Annotated in this window: 15 protein-coding genes and 5 pseudogenes; 11 read left to right on the top strand and 9 right to left on the bottom strand. The window is 70.2% G+C overall.

Going from position 1 to position 18,700, the window contains the following annotated elements; translation table 11 throughout:
* Positions 1-93 (top strand): annotated as a pseudogene (locus ACZ7M3_RS51770) (IS6 family transposase); the annotation flags it as partial.
* A gap of 189 nt (positions 94-282) precedes the next feature.
* Here the strand turns inward: ACZ7M3_RS51770 and ACZ7M3_RS51775 are convergent.
* From ACZ7M3_RS51775 to ACZ7M3_RS51795, 5 genes and pseudogenes are all read right to left on the bottom strand, one after another.
* Positions 283-450 carry a hypothetical protein gene (locus ACZ7M3_RS51775; protein WP_472073665.1) on the bottom strand — a complete coding sequence of 56 codons (168 nt, stop codon included), beginning with the start codon at positions 448-450 and terminating at the stop codon, positions 283-285.
* 374 nt (positions 451-824) lie between these two features.
* Positions 825-2,357 (bottom strand): hypothetical protein, encoded by a 1,533-nt coding sequence (locus ACZ7M3_RS51780; RefSeq protein ID WP_472073667.1) that lies wholly within the window; start codon positions 2,355-2,357, stop codon positions 825-827.
* Positions 2,358-3,246: 889 nt separating this feature from the next.
* Positions 3,247-4,224 (bottom strand): oxidoreductase, encoded by a 978-nt coding sequence (locus ACZ7M3_RS51785; protein ID WP_472073669.1) that lies wholly within the window; start codon positions 4,222-4,224, stop codon positions 3,247-3,249.
* A gap of 99 nt (positions 4,225-4,323) precedes the next feature.
* Positions 4,324-5,296: pseudogene (locus ACZ7M3_RS51790) on the bottom strand (L-threonylcarbamoyladenylate synthase).
* Between the two features lie 282 nt (positions 5,297-5,578).
* Positions 5,579-5,839 carry a hypothetical protein gene (locus ACZ7M3_RS51795; RefSeq protein ID WP_472073671.1) on the bottom strand — a complete coding sequence of 87 codons (261 nt, stop codon included), beginning with the start codon at positions 5,837-5,839 and terminating at the stop codon, positions 5,579-5,581.
* On the opposite strand from ACZ7M3_RS51795, the pseudogene ACZ7M3_RS51800 reads away from it, so the two are divergent.
* Positions 5,824-6,138, top strand: a pseudogene (locus ACZ7M3_RS51800) (universal stress protein); the annotation flags it as partial. The gene ACZ7M3_RS51795 and the pseudogene ACZ7M3_RS51800 overlap by 16 nt on opposite strands.
* A gap of 152 nt (positions 6,139-6,290) precedes the next feature.
* Here ACZ7M3_RS51800 and ACZ7M3_RS51805 read toward each other — a convergent pair.
* The 3 genes from ACZ7M3_RS51805 to ACZ7M3_RS51815 are packed head-to-tail and all read right to left on the bottom strand — an operon-like array spanning position 6,291 to position 11,081.
* On the bottom strand, positions 6,291-9,989 hold the full coding sequence (locus ACZ7M3_RS51805; protein WP_472073673.1) for an NACHT and WD repeat domain-containing protein: 3,699 nt from the start codon (positions 9,987-9,989) through the stop codon (positions 6,291-6,293).
* The gene (locus tag ACZ7M3_RS51810; protein WP_472073675.1) at positions 9,986-10,567 is read right to left on the bottom strand and encodes a hypothetical protein; all 582 of its coding nucleotides are present in this window, start codon (positions 10,565-10,567) and stop codon (positions 9,986-9,988) included. Before ACZ7M3_RS51810 ends, ACZ7M3_RS51805 begins: the two co-directional genes overlap by 4 nt.
* 13 nt (positions 10,568-10,580) lie before the next feature.
* Positions 10,581-11,081: a hypothetical protein gene (locus ACZ7M3_RS51815; RefSeq protein WP_472073677.1), complete on the bottom strand. Its 501-nt coding sequence runs from the start codon at positions 11,079-11,081 to the stop codon at positions 10,581-10,583.
* Positions 11,082-11,329: 248 nt separating this feature from the next.
* On the opposite strand from ACZ7M3_RS51815, the gene ACZ7M3_RS51820 reads away from it, so the two are divergent.
* The 4 genes from ACZ7M3_RS51820 (at position 11,330) to ACZ7M3_RS51835 (ending at position 14,849) form a co-directional block, all read left to right on the top strand.
* A complete protein-coding gene (locus ACZ7M3_RS51820) occupies positions 11,330-12,205 on the top strand; it encodes a hypothetical protein (protein WP_472073679.1) in 876 nt (291 codons plus the stop codon).
* Positions 12,206-12,229: 24 nt separating this feature from the next.
* Positions 12,230-12,385 carry a hypothetical protein gene (locus tag ACZ7M3_RS51825; RefSeq protein WP_472073681.1) on the top strand — a complete coding sequence of 52 codons (156 nt, stop codon included), beginning with the start codon at positions 12,230-12,232 and terminating at the stop codon, positions 12,383-12,385.
* A gap of 221 nt (positions 12,386-12,606) precedes the next feature.
* Positions 12,607-13,050 (top strand): effector-associated constant component EACC1, encoded by a 444-nt coding sequence (locus tag ACZ7M3_RS51830; RefSeq protein ID WP_472073683.1) that lies wholly within the window; start codon positions 12,607-12,609, stop codon positions 13,048-13,050.
* Between the two features lie 5 nt (positions 13,051-13,055).
* Positions 13,056-14,849, top strand: a complete 1,794-nt coding sequence (locus ACZ7M3_RS51835) for a caspase, EACC1-associated type (RefSeq protein WP_472073684.1) — start codon at positions 13,056-13,058, stop codon at positions 14,847-14,849.
* Between the two features lie 339 nt (positions 14,850-15,188).
* Here the strand turns inward: ACZ7M3_RS51835 and ACZ7M3_RS51840 are convergent.
* A pseudogene (locus tag ACZ7M3_RS51840) lies at positions 15,189-15,308 on the bottom strand (IS630 family transposase); the annotation flags it as partial.
* 119 nt (positions 15,309-15,427) lie between these two features.
* On the opposite strand from ACZ7M3_RS51840, the gene ACZ7M3_RS51845 reads away from it, so the two are divergent.
* The 5 genes and pseudogenes from ACZ7M3_RS51845 to ACZ7M3_RS51865 all read left to right on the top strand — a co-directional run bounded on the left by ACZ7M3_RS51845 (position 15,428) and on the right by ACZ7M3_RS51865 (position 18,592).
* Positions 15,428-15,661, top strand: coding sequence for a hypothetical protein (locus ACZ7M3_RS51845; protein ID WP_472073686.1), 234 nt, complete (start codon positions 15,428-15,430; stop codon positions 15,659-15,661).
* 66 nt (positions 15,662-15,727) lie between these two features.
* Positions 15,728-15,906, top strand: a pseudogene (locus ACZ7M3_RS51850) (glycoside hydrolase family 3 protein); the annotation flags it as partial.
* Between the two features lie 109 nt (positions 15,907-16,015).
* Positions 16,016-16,531 (top strand): hypothetical protein, encoded by a 516-nt coding sequence (locus ACZ7M3_RS51855; protein WP_472073688.1) that lies wholly within the window; start codon positions 16,016-16,018, stop codon positions 16,529-16,531.
* A gap of 214 nt (positions 16,532-16,745) precedes the next feature.
* The gene (locus ACZ7M3_RS51860; RefSeq protein WP_472073690.1) at positions 16,746-17,873 is read left to right on the top strand and encodes a sensor histidine kinase; all 1,128 of its coding nucleotides are present in this window, start codon (positions 16,746-16,748) and stop codon (positions 17,871-17,873) included.
* Positions 17,870-18,592, top strand: a complete 723-nt coding sequence (locus tag ACZ7M3_RS51865) for a response regulator transcription factor (RefSeq protein WP_472073692.1) — start codon at positions 17,870-17,872, stop codon at positions 18,590-18,592. Before ACZ7M3_RS51860 ends, ACZ7M3_RS51865 begins: the two co-directional genes overlap by 4 nt.
* Positions 18,593-18,700 lie beyond the last annotated feature (108 nt).

Consider the following 18,700-nt stretch of genomic DNA (forward strand, 5'->3'; position numbering starts at 1 on the left):
ATGACCGCCCCCGACCACCGAGCCGAAATGACCATCCGCTTCGCCATCCGGGACCAGATCACCGGCGCCGCCAGCCGGCCCACCACGACCTGACCCCAGGCCGGCACCCGGGCCCCACCACGCCCCGACACACCATCAGGCACCCACGCACCCAACAACGTGACAGCACCGTGGCGCGGCCTGGCCATGCGAACGGACAAGCTCGCCATCGCCTACCAGGCCGCACTCCACCTCGCCGCCATCTTCATCTGGGCACGGCGATGACGATGAAGCGACGACCCTTCAGTCGTAGAAGAAGAGCTCAAGGTCCTCCACGGATCCCGGCCCGGTGAGGAAGCCCTCAGCCTTCGCGATCTCGTCTTCTGGTGGCAGCTCGCCCTTCAGAAGCCGCCGCATCCAGATTTCTCCCTGCTCGCCGACCGCGTAGATGCCAGACAGCAGCTCAGCCATGCCCGCAGGGTGCGGCGGGCGGCGCCCGGCGACTGGCTGGAGCACCCATCCGCCTGACCGGGCCGCGAGTCGCAGCACCCCGGCCCAGTTCGCGATCCTCCCGATTCGAACGTGCCACGAGTCCTCGGTGAAAGGGGCCATCCGGCCGCCACATAGAGGGTTTGTGGCGGCGCCGATGTCCTCGATGACCTGCCGTTCCACGGCGTCACGGACCCAACGCCCTTCCTGCGCTTCTTCGATGGCGGCGTCCCACCACTTCCACCCGCCGTCGAATCGGTCCGCGAATGTGTCCATGCGGACAGGCTTCCATGCACGATGCCGCAAGCATTCAAGCGGGTGCCAATCAGAGGACCGACTCATCAAAGAGACAGGCTCTAGCTCCGTCCGACCGGCCGGAGGTGGCTCTCGGCGAAGCTGCGCAGTTCGTCGCGGGTTCGTGCGGGGTCGGTCGCGGCTTCGGTGGCACGGCCTCTGGGGAGGTAGCGGACGCCGTCGATCTCGCAGATCAGCGGCCCCACGCCGGTGTTGAGCACCAGGGCCGCGCCGACCGGAGCGGGACCGCCGACGGTGCGGCGCTCACTGCCGCGGGATCGGGAGATCGGCTGGAGGAACAGCGGCGCTGTCACCTCGGCGCCCTCCGGTCGGAACAGGACCAGCGCCATCTCGCCGGGATCCCGGCACAGACGGACGTAGCGCATGGGCTGCCAGGTGCCCTTCCCGGCGTCCGAACGCGCGGCACGCAGTACCGGACCGCACAGGGCGGAGCGGTCGGTCGCGACCCAGCCGATCCGGGCGAGGGACGCGATGCCGACCGTGCCGAACACGAGGAAGCGCCAGTGCCCCAGGTGGAAGTGGTCATCGAGGATGGCGGCGGAGGAGAACCCCAGAGAGTACCAGGCGTTGGTGCCGAGGGCGGTGGTCAGCACCCAGCTGCGCGGCGATATGGACGTCCGGCCGAAGCCGCGGCGCGGCGGGGTCACCCGGGGGCCCGGGCGATGGCGATCGCCGTGCCGGGCCGCGGCGGCGAGGCTCGCGTAGCTCAGGTCGTCATCGAGGGCGGGCCACCTGTCCTCGCCCGCCTCGCCGACCGCGGCCGCCCGCGGGGGGATCGCCGGCCGGGCCCGGCGCGCCAGCCGGACGCGCCGGGCGCAGGCCAGCGGGTTGACCACCAGTGCACCGCCGAGGCCGAGCAGGCCGAGGCCGCCTCCGAGCACGGCGACCACACTCAGCGTGGTCCGCGTGTCCACGCCCTCACCCAGGAAGGGCCAGGGTAGGGCGATGATCGGGATTCGGTCGCCGGAGCGGACGTCTGTCGTGTCGCAGTCCACGGTCGCCCGCTGTGCGCCGCCGTCCCAGCCGACGGTGCAGCTGTCGTCGTCCCGGTTCACACGGACGACCTCGGCGGCGGTGTGCTTCCCGAGCAGTGCGACGTCCGCGGTGGCCAGGCCCACGAACAGGGACGCCGCGAGGGCAAGTACCGCCCATGGCGGTGCGGCCGGCAGAAGCAGCCGTCGGGCGGGCGCGAGGGCCGGGCGGTTCTGTTCGCCCAGCCAGGCGCCGAGGGTCCGCGCATCATGTGTGGCCAAGCGCAGCCGCAGCACCTGGCCTTCGGGTGTCCGGTAGCGCAGGTTGACCTTCTCGAAGGGGGGCCGGCCGTTGGTGGAGACTGTCGCGTCCAGGGCCTCGCCACCGCGTGGCAAGGCGGTGACGTTCCCGGAACGGTCCAGAAAGACGGGCCCGTCGAGGCGTGCGTCGACCAGCAGTCGGCCCTTGTGGCCGTCGAGTCGGCAGCGGAAGTGCACGGCCCGGCCCGCTGCAAGGCCGCGCCGCCTCCTAGCCGCTGCCCACCGGGTCAGCCCGGCTATGACCATGGGGATCACCACGAGCCCCACAAAGCTGGCGATCATCGGTTCCGTCGTCTCCTCCGCTGTGAGTGATCGGAGAAGCGTACGAGGGCTGCCAGGAGCCCTGGCCCCGGGGTGCCCTCGGGCCTGCCTGGATGATTCGGCACCGCAGTGGACGGACGCGCCGTGCGTCGCGGGGCCCGCAGTTCCGTTGGAGAGGATCTAGTCACTCTGAGCGACCCCAACGACGATCAACGAAAAGCTCGAAAGTCGAGCTCCCGTACGGCCTTGTGCACATACGTGCCGGCGCTGGCCGCGGGGCGGGACTCTCTCATCGATGGTTCGGTGCCGGCGCTCCCCGCTCCTCGCACCTGATACCGCGAAGCCTCCGCCGAGGCGGGCAAGCGCCGGGTCCTGGAGCATCGGCCACCGACGCTGACGCGTAGGTGCGAGATGTAGCGGGGACGACCGATGTGGCGGGGGAGGGAAGGCCATGGATGCCTCGTGGGCTGCAGTACTGGGTGGACTTGTCGGCGCGGTTGTTGCTGCGATGGGCGCTTATCTGGCCCCCGTGCGGGTGCAGAGGCGCCAATGGGCTGCGGACCAGGCAACCGCGACGCGCGATTGGCAACGGGACGCGCACACGGCAATCGGTGAATTCGAGCTGGACGAGTTCTATGGGAAGGTCGCGGAGACGTTGCGCCACGTACATGACGACGTCCGCCGCGCGGTTGTCACTGGAGACGATCAACTGGCGATCGACCTCCTCCGGTCAGCCGTTTTCGAACGAGTCGTATATCTGAGGACTCGGGCCCAATCAGATTGGCTCGGGTGGGTGGGGCAGAGGTGTGGCCTCCCAACTGCGTTGTTTTCACAGTAGAGATGGCGCATCCACCTAGCGCCTGTCCATGTGTGAGTGGGGCTGCCGCATGGACAGGCGTGACCGTGGGCCTCAAGCCGCTTCGAGGAAGGGGTAGTCGGTGTAGCCCTCGGCGCCCGGCCCGTAGAACAGTTCCGGCCGCGGCTCGTTCTCCGGGTGGCCACCCTGCCAGCGCTCGACCAGGTCGGGGTTGGCGATGAGGGCCCGGCCCACGACCACGGCGTCGGCGTGGTCGGCCTCGATCTGCTGGAGCGCCTGCTCGCGGGTGGTCTGCCCCCCGAAGGGGCCGCTGTTGACGATCAGCTTGCCGTCGAAGCGCCGCAGCTCCTGTACAAGGTCGCCGCCCGGTTCGGTGTGCAGTACGGAGAGGTAGGCCAGGCCCAGTGGGCGCAGTTGGTCGAGCAGGGTGCTGTAGGTGGCCAGGACGTCGTCCCGGTCGGTCTCGAAGACGTCCCCGAGGTCGACCTCGGGCGAGATCCGCAGTCCGACCCGCTCGGCACCGACGGCCTGGGCGACCGCCGTGACGATCTCGACGACGAAGCGGGCGCGGTTCTGCGGCGAGCCGCCATATCCATCGGTGCGCTGGTTGGCCGCCGGGGAGAGGAACTCCTGGAGCAGGTAGCCGTTGGCGCCGTGGATTTCCACGCCATCCGCTCCCGCCTCGATGGCCCGGCGGGCCGCGGCGACGAAGTCCTCCAGGGCTGCACGGATCTCTGTGGTGGTCATCGCTTCCGGTACGGGGTAAGTCTGCTCGCCCTTCTCTGTGAACGTCTTACTGGCGATGGCGATCCGGAGGGTTCCCGCGGAATCGCAGGCCGGGCTGGGGCCGGGATGCGGGGCCGGAAGCACGCGTCGATCAGGTCGGCATAGTGCCGGTGGAAGGTGGCGTGCGGGATGTCCAGGAACCGCTCGACCGCGGTCACGGTGGGGCGCCGTCCGCGGGCGGCGGCCTCGGCAAGGACGGTGTCGATGGCGGCTTTGAACTCCCGTACCAACGGGGTCACTTCGCGTGGCAGTGCCAGTTCCCGGCGAGTGAAGTGCACCCGCCACCCTGCAATCGACATGGCGCCGGACTCTATCCCGTGGACAGTTCAACAGCGCATGACCGAAGGCTGGGCCCTCGCCTGGTATGCGTCAGAGCTCACCGGTTCAGGCGGTGGTTCGGGGCCCGGCGGCGCGGCGGAGCCGGTTGGCGATCGCGAGGCCCAGCCCCTCCTCGACCGGCAGCGACGCGACGATGAGGTCGCACCCCCGCTGGTCCAGCTCGCGCAGGAACCCGTACAACTCGCGCGCGTAGCCGGCCATGGAGGCGCGGACCGGCACCACGGCGTGCGCCTTCACGGGGGTGTCGGCGAGGGACGGGGGAAGAAGGACGCCGACCTGGTGGCCCTGCTCCTGTGCGAGCTGCGCCTCGTCGGCGACCTTGTCCGGCTCGACGAGGACGACCCGTGCAGACGGCGCGTAGTGCGACGGATGCTGACCCGGCACCCTGACGTGGCTCGTGGAGCGGGCCTCGATCGGGTACCCCAGCACCGCTTCGAGGTCCTCGCGGGTCACTCCGCTGGGCCGGAGGATGGCCGGTGTCTCGCCTGTGACGTCGACGATGGTCGACTCGACGCCGACGCCGCAGGCCGCCGTCCAGGACGAAGTCGACGGCGTCACCGAGTTCGGCTCGGACGTGGTCGGCCGTGGTGGGGCTGACCGAGCCGAAGCGGTTGGCGGACGGGGCGGTGATACCGCCGTCGAAGGCAGACAGCAGCGCGAGGGCGACGGGGTGGTCGGGCACGCGCACGGCGACCGTCTCCAGTCCACCGGTCGCTTCGAGAGGTACCCGGTGACCACGCTGCAGGACCAGCGTGAGCGGCCCCGGCCAGAAGTGTTCGGCCAGCAGACGCCCGGTTGCGGGCACGTCCTCGACCCAGTCGTCCAGGTGCTCCGCGCCGCCGATGTGGACGATCAGCGGGTGGGAGGCTGGGCGTCCCTTGACCTGGAAGATGCGCGTAACGGCGGCGGGATCTTCGGCGTTGGCGCCCAGACCGTAGACGGTTTCGGTGGGGAGGGCCACCAGCCCGCCGACGCGCAGCAGCTCGACAGCCTTCTCGATGTCACTGGTTGTTGCCATCACCCGCTCAATCCTCCCACCGCGCCGTCAGCGTCGCGCTGCCCACCGGCCGTCGGCCTGACCGGGCTGTCCCGGCAGCCCCTTCACCAGCCGGAGGGCTACGGGCATGGCTGGTTTGCGACGTCCCTTGGCCTGTTACCGGGCAGGTGAAGGCCAAGGGACGTCTGCCATGGCCCCGGCGCAACAGCGGGAAGCAAGCCGGGGCCTCGGACGCCGGTGCACGCGCCCTGCCCAGCCCAACGCTCACCGGGCCGATCTGGTCACCGCGGCGTCAACCTGCCGCTACCCGTTCGGGCCGGCGCCGGGGACCGCACGGTTCAGCGGCTCCAGGTCTCCGTACAGGGCGGCGTGGAAGGCGGCGGCGAGCTCGCGGGCCCGCTCCTCGCTCGGCACGCCGTGCAGCATGAAGTAGACGGGTCCCGTATAGGTGTCCGAGCCGGCCTCCCGCTCATCGACCAGGCGGACGATAGCGGCCCGCAGGGCGCCGTTGACGGCCTCGTCGACGGTGTGGTCCGGGCCGGCGGTCAGGGCGTCCGCCTTCACCGTCCACCGCTCGCCCTCGATGGGGACGCGCCTCGGCCGACCGGCTGCTCGCCGAGACCGCCCGGCGGCTGGGCCGCCCGTGCACCCGCGTCGAGCGCACCGGCTGCGTCGAGCGGGAAGTCGTCGCCGCCTCCCAGGGCGCCGACCTGCTGGTCCTGGCTCGCGACGGCGACCGCAGCCCCCTCGGGCCGCGCAGCCTCGGGCCGGCCAGCCGCTTCATCGTCGACCACGCCCCTTGCCCGGCCCTGCTGGTGTGGCCTGAGTCCGCGCCCGGCATCGCCACTATCCCACCCCACCACCGCTCGATGGGGACGCCAGGCGTGGGCAGTGCGGCGGTGAGGGCGGCTTCCATGACGAATTGCACCGACACCGAGGAGCTAAGCGGATCTGGTGAAGTCGGCTGCGGGTTGGGTGAGCGTCCCGTGGGAGGGACGCTCACCCTGCACGCTTCTCATTGGGGGTCGGCCGGTTCCCACAGCAGGACCGTGCGGTCGCGGCCGCCGGTGGCGAGCAAGGTACGCCCGTCGACGTCCGGTACGACGCACAGTGCGCTCAGCCAGCTGTCGCTGTGGCCGCTGAGGGGCTCGCCGATCGGCTCGAGGGTGGTCGGGTTCCACAGGCGCAGCAGTCCGTCATGGCCGGTGGTGACCAGTTGGGCTCCGTCGGTGCCGGGCAGCAGACACATGCCCGTCACCCAGTTGTGGGCGTGAAGTGGCTCGGTGACGGGTTCGCAGGTGGTGGGGTCCCACAGCCACACGAGCCCGTCGCGGCCGCCGCTGGCGAGGAGAGTGCGGCCGTCGGCGCCGGGCACGGCACACAACGCCTCGACCCAGTTGCGGTCGAAATCGCTGGCGGGCTCCATGTCCGTCCCGACCTGCCGGCGCGTCCGCGGGTCGTACAGCTGCACGGTCGCTTTGGCGGAGACCACGGCGACGAGCGTGCGGCCGTCGACGGTGGGCACTGGGCACACGGCGGGACGCTCGGTCGCTGCGGCGCTCGCGAACGGTTCGCCCAGGGGTTGCCCGGTGGCCGGGTCCCACAGTTGCAGCAGCGTGCGGTAGCTGGAGGTGGCGAGCAAGGTGCGGCCGTCCACGTCGGGCACGACGCACATCACGGTCGCCCTGTGCCAGCGGTTCGCGGTGGCGGTGCCGATCTCGTCGCCGGTGGCCGGGTCCCACCGCCGTAGGTGGTCGTCCTCGTGCACGCTGAACAGCACGGTGCGGTCGTCGACGTCCTCGAGCGCGCACACGCCCATGGTCCAGTTGCTCTCGCGAAAATTGGTGTCGTCGCGACGTCTGTCTGCGCGGGGAATGTCGAGCCAGGCGCGCACGAGGTCGCCGGATGCCGGGTCCCACAACCGGATCGAGGCGTCATGGGCGCCGCTGGCGATCAAGGTTGTGCCGTCGGCCGCGGGCACCGCGCACAGGGTCCTGATCCAGCCGCTGTGCCCGTCGGACCCCGTGCCGGGCCCGACCTCGTCCGTCAGGTCCCACAGCCGTACCGATCCGTGGTCGCTGCGGCCGCCGTGCTCGACGCTCGCGAGCCGGGCTCCGCCGTCGCCGGAGGGGATGGCGCACAAGGACGTCAGGTCGCCGAGGTGTCCCGTCAGCGGCGGCCCGACGGGTGCGCCGGCCGCCGGATCCCACACCTGGATCGTCCCGTTGCGGCCGCCCGCGGCGAGCAACGCGCGGCCGTCGGCGCCGGGCACCTCGCACATCGCGGTCACCTCGTCGGCCTCCCCGCTCAGTGGTGGGCCGACCGGTTGTCCGGAAACCGGGTCGCGCAACACGATCGGACCCTCTCGGCCACCACTGGTGGCGAGCAGCGTGCGGCCGTCCACCTGGGAAATCACGCACATCGTTTCGACGTAGTCGGTTGGCAACGTGCCGGCCGGCTGTCCGGTGGCGGGATCCAGCAGCTGGATCCGGCCGGACCTGACAGTAGCCAAGAGGGTGTTGTCGCCGACTCCGGGCACCGCGCACATGGTCTTGTACAGCACGTCGTTGTGCGGCCATTCGCGGATCTTGCTCCAGGTGTCCGGATCCCACAGTCGCACCCGTTCCTTGTCCCTGGTCGCCAGTACGGTGCGACCGTCGACGTCGGGGATCGCGCACACGGAGGTGACGGCCTCACCGGGGCTCGCCAGGTCCGCGACCTGTTCGCCGGTGACCGGGTCCCACACCGGCACCGAGCCGTCCTCGCGGCCGGCGACGAGCAGCGTGCGGCCGTCGGCGACGCGCAGCGCGCACAGGGCGTTGACCCAGCGCGAGGCGCTCTGCCACGGCGGGAGGTGGGCGTTGGCCGCGTCGTTCCTGCCGGTGAGGACGGCGAGCAGGTCACCGGAGTCCGGGTCCCACAGCGACACCGACCCGTCGATGCGACCGGTCCCGAGCAGGGTTCGACCACCGATCGGCACGGCGCACGCGTAGTGCGGGTAGTCCGTGGTGACGACGCGGTGCGGGACGCCGGACCACCACGCGGCGCGCAGCCGCCACGGCCATGGCTGTCCGGCGGTGCATGCCTCGGCCAGCTCGGCGCTGCGGTTACGGCGGGCGTGGACGTGCAGCCACCACCGCCGGCGTTCCTCGCTCGGTTCCTGTCGCCAGTCGTGCAGCGCCAGCTCGTATGCGCCCAGCGCCCGGCGGCCGGTCGCGGTGGTGAGGTCCCGGCGGTGGCGCAGCAGTGCCGGTGGCACGACCGTCAGCAGGAACCCTGGTATGCCGACGAGTTCGTCCAGCCGCCCGCACGCGGCCGCGTGCCGCGGAAGCCAGAGCCTGCCGTAGTTGCCGACGCTCGACCAGTCGTCCTCGATGGCCATCTGCGTGTCGACAAGGCGGCCGTGTGCTCTCTTGAGCGCCTCGTTCAGCTCCTGGCGCAGGCCCGCGTCGAGTTCGTCGTCGGACCCGGTCTCGAAAAGATCCCGCAGGCTCTGGTGACGAATCGAGTACCGGCCGCCTTCCCGGCTCAGGAAGGGCCGGAACGCCCGATCCAGCCAGCGGCGCGCGGGCCGCTGGTCGACTCCGGCAATGTCGGCGAGGACGTCCGGATCGGCCGGTCCCTGGGCGGCGGCCAGGGTCGCGAGCACCGGCTCGCCGACGCCGTCCCAGTCGGCGGTCTCCCGCCACCGGCCGATCTGTTCCTCGTAGTACCCGGCGAGCCCGTCGGGCAGCCGGCCGACCTGGTCGGGCGACCGGGTGCCCTGGGCGATCTCGTCGAGCACGTACCGGGCGTAGATCCATACTCCGCCGCAGCGTTCGGCCAGCGAGTCCACGAACCGGTCGAGTGGCATCCGGTGGACGCGGAGGGCGTCGTGCAGGCTGGTGCCGGACTCACCGACCCGCATCCGGAGGTACGTCAGCAGGTCGCCACGGTTCTCCGGGCCGTCCACGTGGATCTCGAGGACGTCGGTCTGCGCCCGGAGGTTCGACAGGTTCACTCCGAATCTGCTGGTCGCCACGATGTGCACCCCGTGCGGCAGATGCTGGGGTCTCGGCAGCCCGAGCGGGATGCCCGTGTCGCTGCCTCGCGTCGGCGGTTCGGCCTCGTCGAGGCCGTCGACCAGCAGCACCAGCGGCGTTGCCGGCGCCACGCGGTCCCGCTCGGCCGCAGCCGCCTGCAGCACCTTCACCAACCAGTCCGGGCGCTCCGCTCCGTCGGGCAGCAGCCCGCCGGGGCACAGCCTGTCCTCGAGCTTCCACCGGCGCACGAGCTGTGCGGCGAGGCTCTTGCGGGCGGTCTCCGGGTGACCTCCGCCGGCGAAGGCGCTGAAGTGGTGAGACCAGCGCCTGGTCCGCACCAGGTGGCCGCTGAGGCTGGTCTTGCCGATCCCCGCCTCGGACAGGACGAGCACATATCCCCTGTCCCGCTGCGAGATCGCGTCATCGATCCGCTCGATGAGCCAGCCGCGACCGGTGAAGTGGTCCAGATCGAGGTCGTTCAGCAACGGCGTCGGGTCGACGATCGCGTCCGTCACCCGCTCGAACGCGCCCACCCCGATCGACACCGTCACCGGTGCGTTGATGTCCCGCCCCGCGGTCACCGCCCCCGCGCCCGCCGCCGTGTCAGGGGGCAACCCGATGACCTGAGTCGACACCCTGCCCTTGATGTCCCGGCCCGCGCCGACCGCGCCGGGGCCGAGCTCACCCCTCACCGATCCCGGTCCTCGGCCGGCGGAGCGAAGTCCACCCTGGTGGAGATCTCACCGTCGATGTCCCGGCCCGCCTCGACCGCGCCCGCTCCGCCGGCGATGTCGGCGTCCGCCGGCAGGCCGGTAACCTTCGTGGACACCGCGTTCTTGATGTCACGCTGAGCCCGCACGCCGCCCGCACCGAGCACCTCCGGCTGCTGACGCAACGCCAGCCACCCGGCCACAGCCGCCGACAGGATCACGGCCAGCCCAAACGCGACCCACCAGCCCCAACCGGCATCCAGCTGCTCCATCAGCAGCGCGACCACCACGCCAAGCACCACCGTTGCCGCGGCGCCTGCGGCGGCGATCGTCCGCCTTCTCGTCATTCGGCCTCCCCATGCCGGCACACCCTGCACGACGAGGATATCGACCGCCTGGTGTGCAGCGATCTCGGCAACGCGATTCGGTCCAGTGAAACGACAACTCGGCGGCCCGCCGGTCGGAGGCGTCGAGTCCTCCGCGTTGGGAACCCGGTGGACATCGCCCGGCTTCGCGGCCCCCTCGCGGATATCCGGCAGGAACCGGCCGAAGTAGCGCACCGTGCAACACCTGCTAGCCACGCGGCTGGGGCAGTTGCGCGAGCTGACCGGTGGCCGCGCGGATGCGGCCGCCAGCGCGGCCGCGCCATGGGCCGAACGCCTGGCTCCGCTGGCCGACCGGCCGGTCCGCGAGGAGATCAGGGTGGTGCCTGCTACCTGACCGAGGTGCCCGCACAGCAGCGCCGGGCAGTTCCTGGCGTTCGCGAAAGCCCGGCCGTCGAGCGTGCAGCACCGATGTTTGGATGGCCGGTTCCAACCGCGCTGGTGAGCCTCCTCCTTCCAAGCGCGCCTTGCCTGCACCGGGAAGCTGCTCGGTGCAGGAGCCGAACGGCACCTTCGCCTTCCTCGGCGCGATCTTCGAGACGCGGCTGTCGACCTCCATGCCGTGTTCGGCCTCGGTGAAATCGCGCACCCGCAGGTAGGCGATTTCGTGCTCGCGGCCGGCGACGGCGAAGTGAGTGAGGCCGATGGAGCGGTCGCGGATGCCGAGGAGGTTCGCGGGGGCGGGCAGCACCGCAGCGCGCAGGTCCTCGGCGAGCAGAGCGGGCGCGGGTCCGCGGCTGCGGACTTCGTCAGGCTGGAGGGTAACCTCGCTCCGCAAGCATCGGCGCCACCAACTTTCTGCCCGAACAGCATCGCCAGGCACAGTGTTTGGGCGACCATGGAGCGGACTGGAAAGGACGGCCTTTCCGGCGGGCTCGATAGCGTTCGACGTCTGCGAGGGGGGCCATGGGGGCAGCCGAGGGGCCACGGTCCCGTCCGGTGTCCGACATCGTCGGTGCGCCCGGTTGCTGCCTGTGGTGGGCGGTGCTCGCAGTCCTGACCGCCATGGCCTGCGCGGTGTTGCCGGTCCTCGGACAGAGGGAGCCCGGGGACTTCGGGGGAGGGCAGCAGAAGGCCTACGTCGAGGAGATCGACCAGGCGCGCCAGCAGCTCTTTAAGGGCCAGCTTGTCCACACGGACGCGAGATACATGGGACTTGTAGCGGGTGCGGAGCCAAGCCCGTTCCGAGTCGAGGTCCTGGGCAGTTGGCGCCAGGCCAGGCCAGGTGAAGCGCAAGCTCCGGTGAGCGCGGGCGCGCAGATCGGGGTGAAGCTGCGCTGCTCGGGCGCCGGAGTCCGGTGCATTCCGTTGTCGTCTGAGCGCCAGAACGTCCTGTCAAAGGGCGACGGAGCCACCTGGATGTGGGACGTGAGCGCACAACATGCTGGGAAGATCAGCATCGCTCTCACCGTGACCGCCTACTTCCGCGACAGCGACACGGTGCTCGTCGAGAAACCGCCCGTGACCATACACGTCGACGTGGCCGCGCCGCCCAGCGACAACGGCTGGCTCTCCTGGGCCAAGGAACTGTGGCAGTGGGTGACTGGCGCGGTCACCAGTCTGGGCGGGCTCGCCGTGTCCGTGAGCACCATCGTTGCCCTGGTCGTCATGGTGGTCCGACGAAAGCCTCCGGGCGCCGGCGCGGACGATACGGCAACCACCGAGGGCGACGGCGACGGTCCGCGGCTGCGAGCACCGCCGGTGCGGGAGAGCCGTGCGCGTCTCTCCGGCGGCCGGCCGCGCACGCGGTCCACTGCGGGAAGGAGCACTCGGTCCGGCCGCGGGAGAGACGCGCACCGCGGGCCTAGCGAATGACAGTCTGTGCGTCCCCGAACCAGCGTGGTTGAGGGCAACTACGCCTCCGGGCTGCCCGGCGCTTCGGCAGACCGCTGCCGGATGACCTCCGGCAGTCGGCGCGGCAACGGGTGCCGCAACCCAGGCCTGCTGGTGGAGTTCTCCGACGTGGAAGAGATCGAAATCGAGTTGGAGCGCTAAGCCTGCGCCCCAGAAGTCACCGAGGCTTCAGCCCGTACGCGTTGATCGTGTTGGACGTCCGACCGGTGTTCGCCATGAACTGCACTCACGGGCGGGCCAGTTGGTGCAACTCGCAGATGTCCGGTGGCAGAAGGGTCACGGCAGGCTACCCGCATCCACGCAGGCCATTATGCTCGGCACCGCGACGGCGGCATACGTACACAGCGCGTTGAAGGGGCGGGATGCGGGTCAGCATCGAGGTTGGCGGGCAGGGCGGCGACGATGAGCCAGACGAGATCGCGGGGGAGGTGCTGTCGCTCTGCCAATGGCTGGCCCGCGACCCGGATGTGGCCGGTGCCGATGGGCTGTCCCTGGTCTCTCGCGGCTCGGCCGACACGGCGGCCGATGAGGCCGGCCGCATGGGACCGGGGCTGGAGGCGATCGAGGCCGTGTTCAACGGGGCGGTCCAGCTCGCCCAGTTGGCCCTCGCGGTGGCCACGTGGCGTCTCACCCGCCCGCACCGGCCACAGGTCCGTTTCGAGCGCGATGGGATGACCGTCACGCTGGACAGCACCGACCCCGAGGTGATCCGTCGGGTTGTGAGGGCGTTCGGCGGAACGGACCCCGACCCGGGTCTTGATCCAGACGGCGCCGATGACCGGACGACGCCGGCGATGCCGGAGTAGCAGCCTTGCCGAGACCCTCTGATCCTGCAGCTTCCCGCGCCGTCCTGATCGGCACGCACGCCTACCAGAGCCTGGAGGACCTCCCGGCGGTCGAGAACAATGTCAGGCGGCTTGGCGAGCTGATACGGGATCCCGAGCTGTGGGGGGTCACGAAAGGCCGGTGCAGGGAACTCCTCCAGCCCACGCGCGATGCTGTCTTCGACGCCGTGCACGATGCCGCGGCAGGTGCCACCGACACGCTCGTGCTGTATTTCGCGGGCCATGGCCTGACCGATCCGTACACCGGCGAGCTGTATCTGGCCCTGCACGATTCGAGCGAGGAACGCCTGGACAAGGCCCTGCGTTACGAGGACGTGCGGCGCGTGCTGCTGCGTGCCGGCGTGGCCAGTGCGACGCGGGCCCGCCGCAAGGTCGTCATACTCGACTGTTGCTGGAGTGGTCTCGCGCTGGGCGGAACCCTGGCCGCGGCGGGGGGAGACATCGGGGCACGGGCCGACATCGAAGGTACGTTCGTCCTGACCGCCACCGCGGAGACGCGGCAGGCCTTGGCCCCACCGGGGGAGCCCTACACCGCGTTCACCGGCGAGCTGATCGAGGCCGTCGCCTGCGGCATTCCCGACGCGCCCGAGTTCTTCAGCATGTCGACCCTGTACGACCACCTCGCCGTATCACTGGCAGCCAAGTCGCTCCCCCGGCCCCAGCAGCGCAACCGCAACACCGCCAGCCATATCAGCCTCTTCCGCAACCGGGCCTACCACCCTCCCGAGCCGCCCTCGCCTCAGTCCGCGGCGTCGAGCGCGGGCGCCACAGAGGAAGACGGCGGCGCGCGGAGGCCGGACGGCGCGGCAGCGTCCTCTCGCTGGATGCTCGCGGCGGCCCTCTCGCTGCTCATCGCAGTGGTGGCGAGTGCCGTAGCCATCCGGCTGTGGACCACTCCTTCCCACGGCGACGACTGCGCCAGGGGGAAACTCACTCTCACCGGGGCCACGGCATTCGCAGCCGTCCTGGAGAAGGCCACCGCCCGCTACGAAAAGGACTGCCCGGGAGCCTCTCTCCCCCTGCAGCTCAACGGCAGCGACTCAGGGTTGCGCGAACTGGAGAAGGAAGCGCAGAAGAAGAGCCCGGGAAGTGTCGAGATGCTGGCGTTCACGGATGGCGATGCGAGCGTGATCTATCCCATGCTGACGCGGCGCCCCGTCGCCTACTCCCTGTTCACGTTCGTCGTCAACAAGGATGCGGGTGTCGGGAACCTCTCCCTGAACCAGATCAGACAGCTCTACACGGGTAAAATCACCAACTGGAAGAAAGTGGGTGGGAGCGACCTGCCCGTCCGTCTTATCGGTCGGCCCTCCACCTCCGGCAGCCGAAGGACCCTCGAGCGTCAGATCCTCGACGGACGGGGGGAGCCCATGCCGACCTCCAACGACTGCCTGACGCGGGTTACCGGCGTCACGTCCGGCGTCATACGCTGCGAACGGGACACCACCTCCGACGTGCTGAGTACAGTGCCGAAGATCCCCGGTGCCCTCGGCTACAGCGAACTCGGGGCCGTCTACCAGAGTCCCTTGCACCTCGTCCAAATCGACGGTTATTCGGCCACCAGGCAGGCAGCCAGCTACCACAACTACCCCTTCTGGGGGCCGACGTACGCCTACGCTTACGGGGAACCCTCGGCCGACTCCCTGACCGACAGTTTTCTGCGCTACCTGAGGAGCGACGTCGGACACGACCTGGTGCGCTCCATGGAGCAGGGGATCTGCTCCGGCGACGATGCCTCGAGCTGCCGTCCCATGCCGTGATCGCAAAGGCACGATCCCCGGGCGTGTGTTGCCTCAAGGCGGAGCGGGCGCGTCTGACGCCTGTGCGGCCGCCAGCACCAGCGTTGGGTGTAGGGCGGCATGGGGTTCGATAGGGGACCTGGACGGGGCTGTGGTGGGACTGCGCAGCCCCGTCACCGGGGGCCCAGCGGCAGTGCGCACAGGCCCCCGGCTGGTACGCAAGGTCAGCGGCGCCAGCGACGCGGAAGGAACCGGCGCCAGTTCCACCGCCGCCGCGTCACAGCGTGGCGCGCAGGAGCCGAGGGCGCCGGGGTCTCGGGCTTTGAAGTCGGCGGCACCGGGCTGTGGACTGTATGGATAGGCCAACAGCATCATCGCCCGCCGGTAGCGCACCGAGCTGGTGCTGCCCCGCCGCACGATCTGCTGCAGACGCCGCCCCTCCTGATCGGTCAGTCTGCGGACTTTGACCGGCTCTGCCACCACGCCTCCATGCACCAGATCGGATGTGTCCCCACATCCAACCGGCCCACGCCACCTCACCGCCAAGCACAACCCGGTGAACCATCCCGGTCAGAGCACTTGGGACGGCCCGTGCAAAGGTGCGACAGCAGCTCGAGGAGCTGACTGCGGCCCTCACCGAGGCCGAGGGCCGACTCGTCGAGCTGGCCACCACCCGGAAGAACGTCGAGAGCCTGATCCGCGCCCAAGGTGCACCGCCGACCCAGCCGACCGCGGACATCTACCAGCGGATCCTGACAGTGTTCAACACAGCGGGGGCCGCCACCCAGGGGGATCTATCCGCACGTGCAAGACCTTGCCGCCGCGCAGGGTGAAGCCGCGGGGCTGGTTCATCCAGCGGCCTGGTTCACCCTTGCGTCTGCTTGAACAGGCGAAACGTGCCCTACGACGCCGCCCACCTCGCCCTCACCGGGCCTGGCCACCTATTCATGGTCCAGAGGCCGAACTGCGCGCCTCCGCACGGGTGATCGCGGGGACGGTACGGCCGCGGGGACGGCTCCCGATGCCACGGGCGGACGACCCGGCCCGCGAGCTCTACGCGCTCGGCCACGGACTGACACAACCCGGGCGGTCTCGTGCGTCAACCCGTGGGTTGACGCCAGGTATCAAACCAGGAGTCAACCCGCGGGCCGAGGCCGTGCGGCGCCGCGGGCGGCAAGCTCTTCCCCATGACGACGACTGACTACCTCATCTCCGCCGCCCTGATCCTTCTGGTGATTCCGCAGATGCGCGGCGGCCGTCTGACGCCCCGCACGCTCCTGCTGCCGCTGGTGTCCGTCAGCGCCGCGGCCGCGCACTACCTTCATTCCTTCCCGACCGAGGGCCACGACGTCCAGCTGGACCTCTTCGGCGTCACGATGGGCATAGTGCTCGGACTGGCCAGTGGACTGGCCACCCGCGTCAGCCTGACCGAGGACGGCGCCGCGTACTCCAAAGCCGGGTGGCTGGCCGCCCTTCTGTGGGTGCTGGGCATGGGCGCGCGCTCGGCCTTCGTGTACTGGGCCGAGCACAGCGGCGCTCACACCATTGCGCAGTTCAGCCGCGACAACCTGATCACCGGCACCGCCGCCTGGACCGCCGCGATGCTGCTGATGGCCGTCACTCAGGTGGTGTGCCGCCTGGTGGTGGTGCGCGTCCGGGCCTCCCGGCTTACCTCCCCCCTTGCCGCCCCCGCCGTGGCCTGAAGCGTGGCACCCGGCAGACCGCCGCTCGCAACACACTCCGCCCCTGGCCCGGTTCCGCGTTCGCGGGCCCGGGCCGGGCTTTGCGATCAGCGGCGCAGCGTGCATCTATTCTTCAGAAGTGACGGACACACTTCAGCCGACGGGCCAGGTCAGTCCACGGCTGGCCGTGGCTCTTGCCAGTGCCCGGGAGCGACGCGAAGTCAGGGGCCGGCGTATGCAGCCCGTGTTGTGGGGGGTCATGGCCGCCATCGCCGTCCAGTCCCTGCACGCTTCCCCCGCCCCCGGCGTCAGAGGCAGGCACCTGGCAGTCACCCTGGTGCTCGTCGGCTGTCTGCTGCCCATGGCCGCGGTCGCGTCGAACCTGTGGCCCCTCACCGGTCGCCCCGCCCGCTGCCTGGTGTTCTGCGTGCTGGTGGACGGCTTCGGGTTTGCTCTGGGCATCCTGCAGCCCGGCTCGATGTCCACCCTGCCACCGTCCGTCGTGGTCCTGATGGCCTTCCTCATCCTGGAGCGACGGGCGGCCACCGTGCTCGCGGTCGTCGTCATGGGCTGTCTGACCGGCGCGGCGGCCGCCGGGTTGGACGGCGGTACCGACAACTTCCTGCATCAGGTCCTGTTCGGCGTCCTCCTGGCCGTCGTGGGCATCGTGGTGCGGCAGTCGATCATCAACGAGGTGGCCGTCACCGTGCTGCTGGCCCAGCTCGAGGACGCCCGGGAGGCGGAGACCGAGGCGGCGACGCTGGCCGAACGCACCCGTATCGCCCAGGATCTGCACGACGTGCTCGCCCATACCCTGTCCGGACTGGCCGTGCAGATACAGGCCGCCCGGCGGATGGCCCGGCGCGACCAGGCGAGCGGGGATCTGCGGGGGCTGCTGGACCGGGCCGGTGAGCTGGTCAAGGAGGGTGTGGCCGATGCGCGCCGGGCTGTGCGGGCGCTGCGCGGCGCGCGCGAGCCCTCTCTTGAGCGGCTGCCCGAACTGGTCAAACGCTATCGGGTGGACCTGGAGCTCGACGTGACACTGTCCGTGATCGGGCCGCACCGGGAGCTGCAGCCCGACGTTGGTGAAGCCCTGTACCGCGGTGTGCAGGAGGCGTTGACCAATACGGTCCGCTACGCACGCGACGCGCAGGCCACGGTGACGCTCGTCTATGAGCCCAGTGCCACAATCCTGACCGTCGAAGACCGCCGGACCGGGCCGGAACCGGTCCGGGCGGCACTGGTCGAAGGCTCCGGCCTGGGGCTGACCGGCATGCGCGAACGCGTGACCGGGGTCGGTGGCACCATGCACGCGGGGCCGACAGCGCACGGATGGGAAGTACGGATGGAGATACCCGCGTGACGGAGCCCGGCGAAACGGCATCTGACGGCGAGAAGATCAAAGTACTGGTCGCGGACGATCAGCAGATCGTACGCAAGGGCCTGGTCCTGCTGATCGACATGCTGGACGGCATCGAGGTGGTCGGCGCAGCCCGTGACGGTGCGGAAGCGGTGCTGCTCGCCGGACAACAGGCCCCGGACGTAGTACTGATGGACCTGAACATGCCGGTCCTCAACGGTGTCGCGGCCACTGCGACACTGCGTGAGCAGGTACCCGGCTGCAAGGTACTCGTGCTGACCACCTACGCCGACGACGACTCCGTCTTCCCGGCACTGCAGGCGGGAGCGCGGGGCTATCTCACCAAGGACGCCGACGACGACGCGATCGAGGACGCCATCCGCAGCGTCCACGAAGGCCGTATCTGGCTTGATCCTGAGGTACAGGCCCGCCTGGTCGCGGCCGTGCAGACCAGTGAGGTCGCACCGCCCGCCGCGCAGCGAAAACAGGCCCACACGCCGCAAACTCCCGCACCTTCCGACGTTCTGACCCCGCGCGAGACCCAGGTACTCACCCTCATCGCCCGGGGCCTGTCCAACGCGGAGATCTGTGCCCGGCTCGTCGTCAGCCCGGCCACGGTGAAGACGCACATCAACCGTATCTTCACCAAGATCGGCGTAGCCGGCCGTGCCCAGGCCGTCGGCTACGCCTATCGCAACAACTTGGCCGAGCCCTGGGACTAGTGTTCTGAGTCGGGAATTCTGTTCAGATGTATAGGCTTGCTCTATGGCACGGACGGGGCGGCCGAAGGCCGAGTTGACACTGTCGGACGAGGAACGAGCCGCACTCGA

Source organism: Streptomyces sp. NPDC111656, assembly GCF_055656965.1.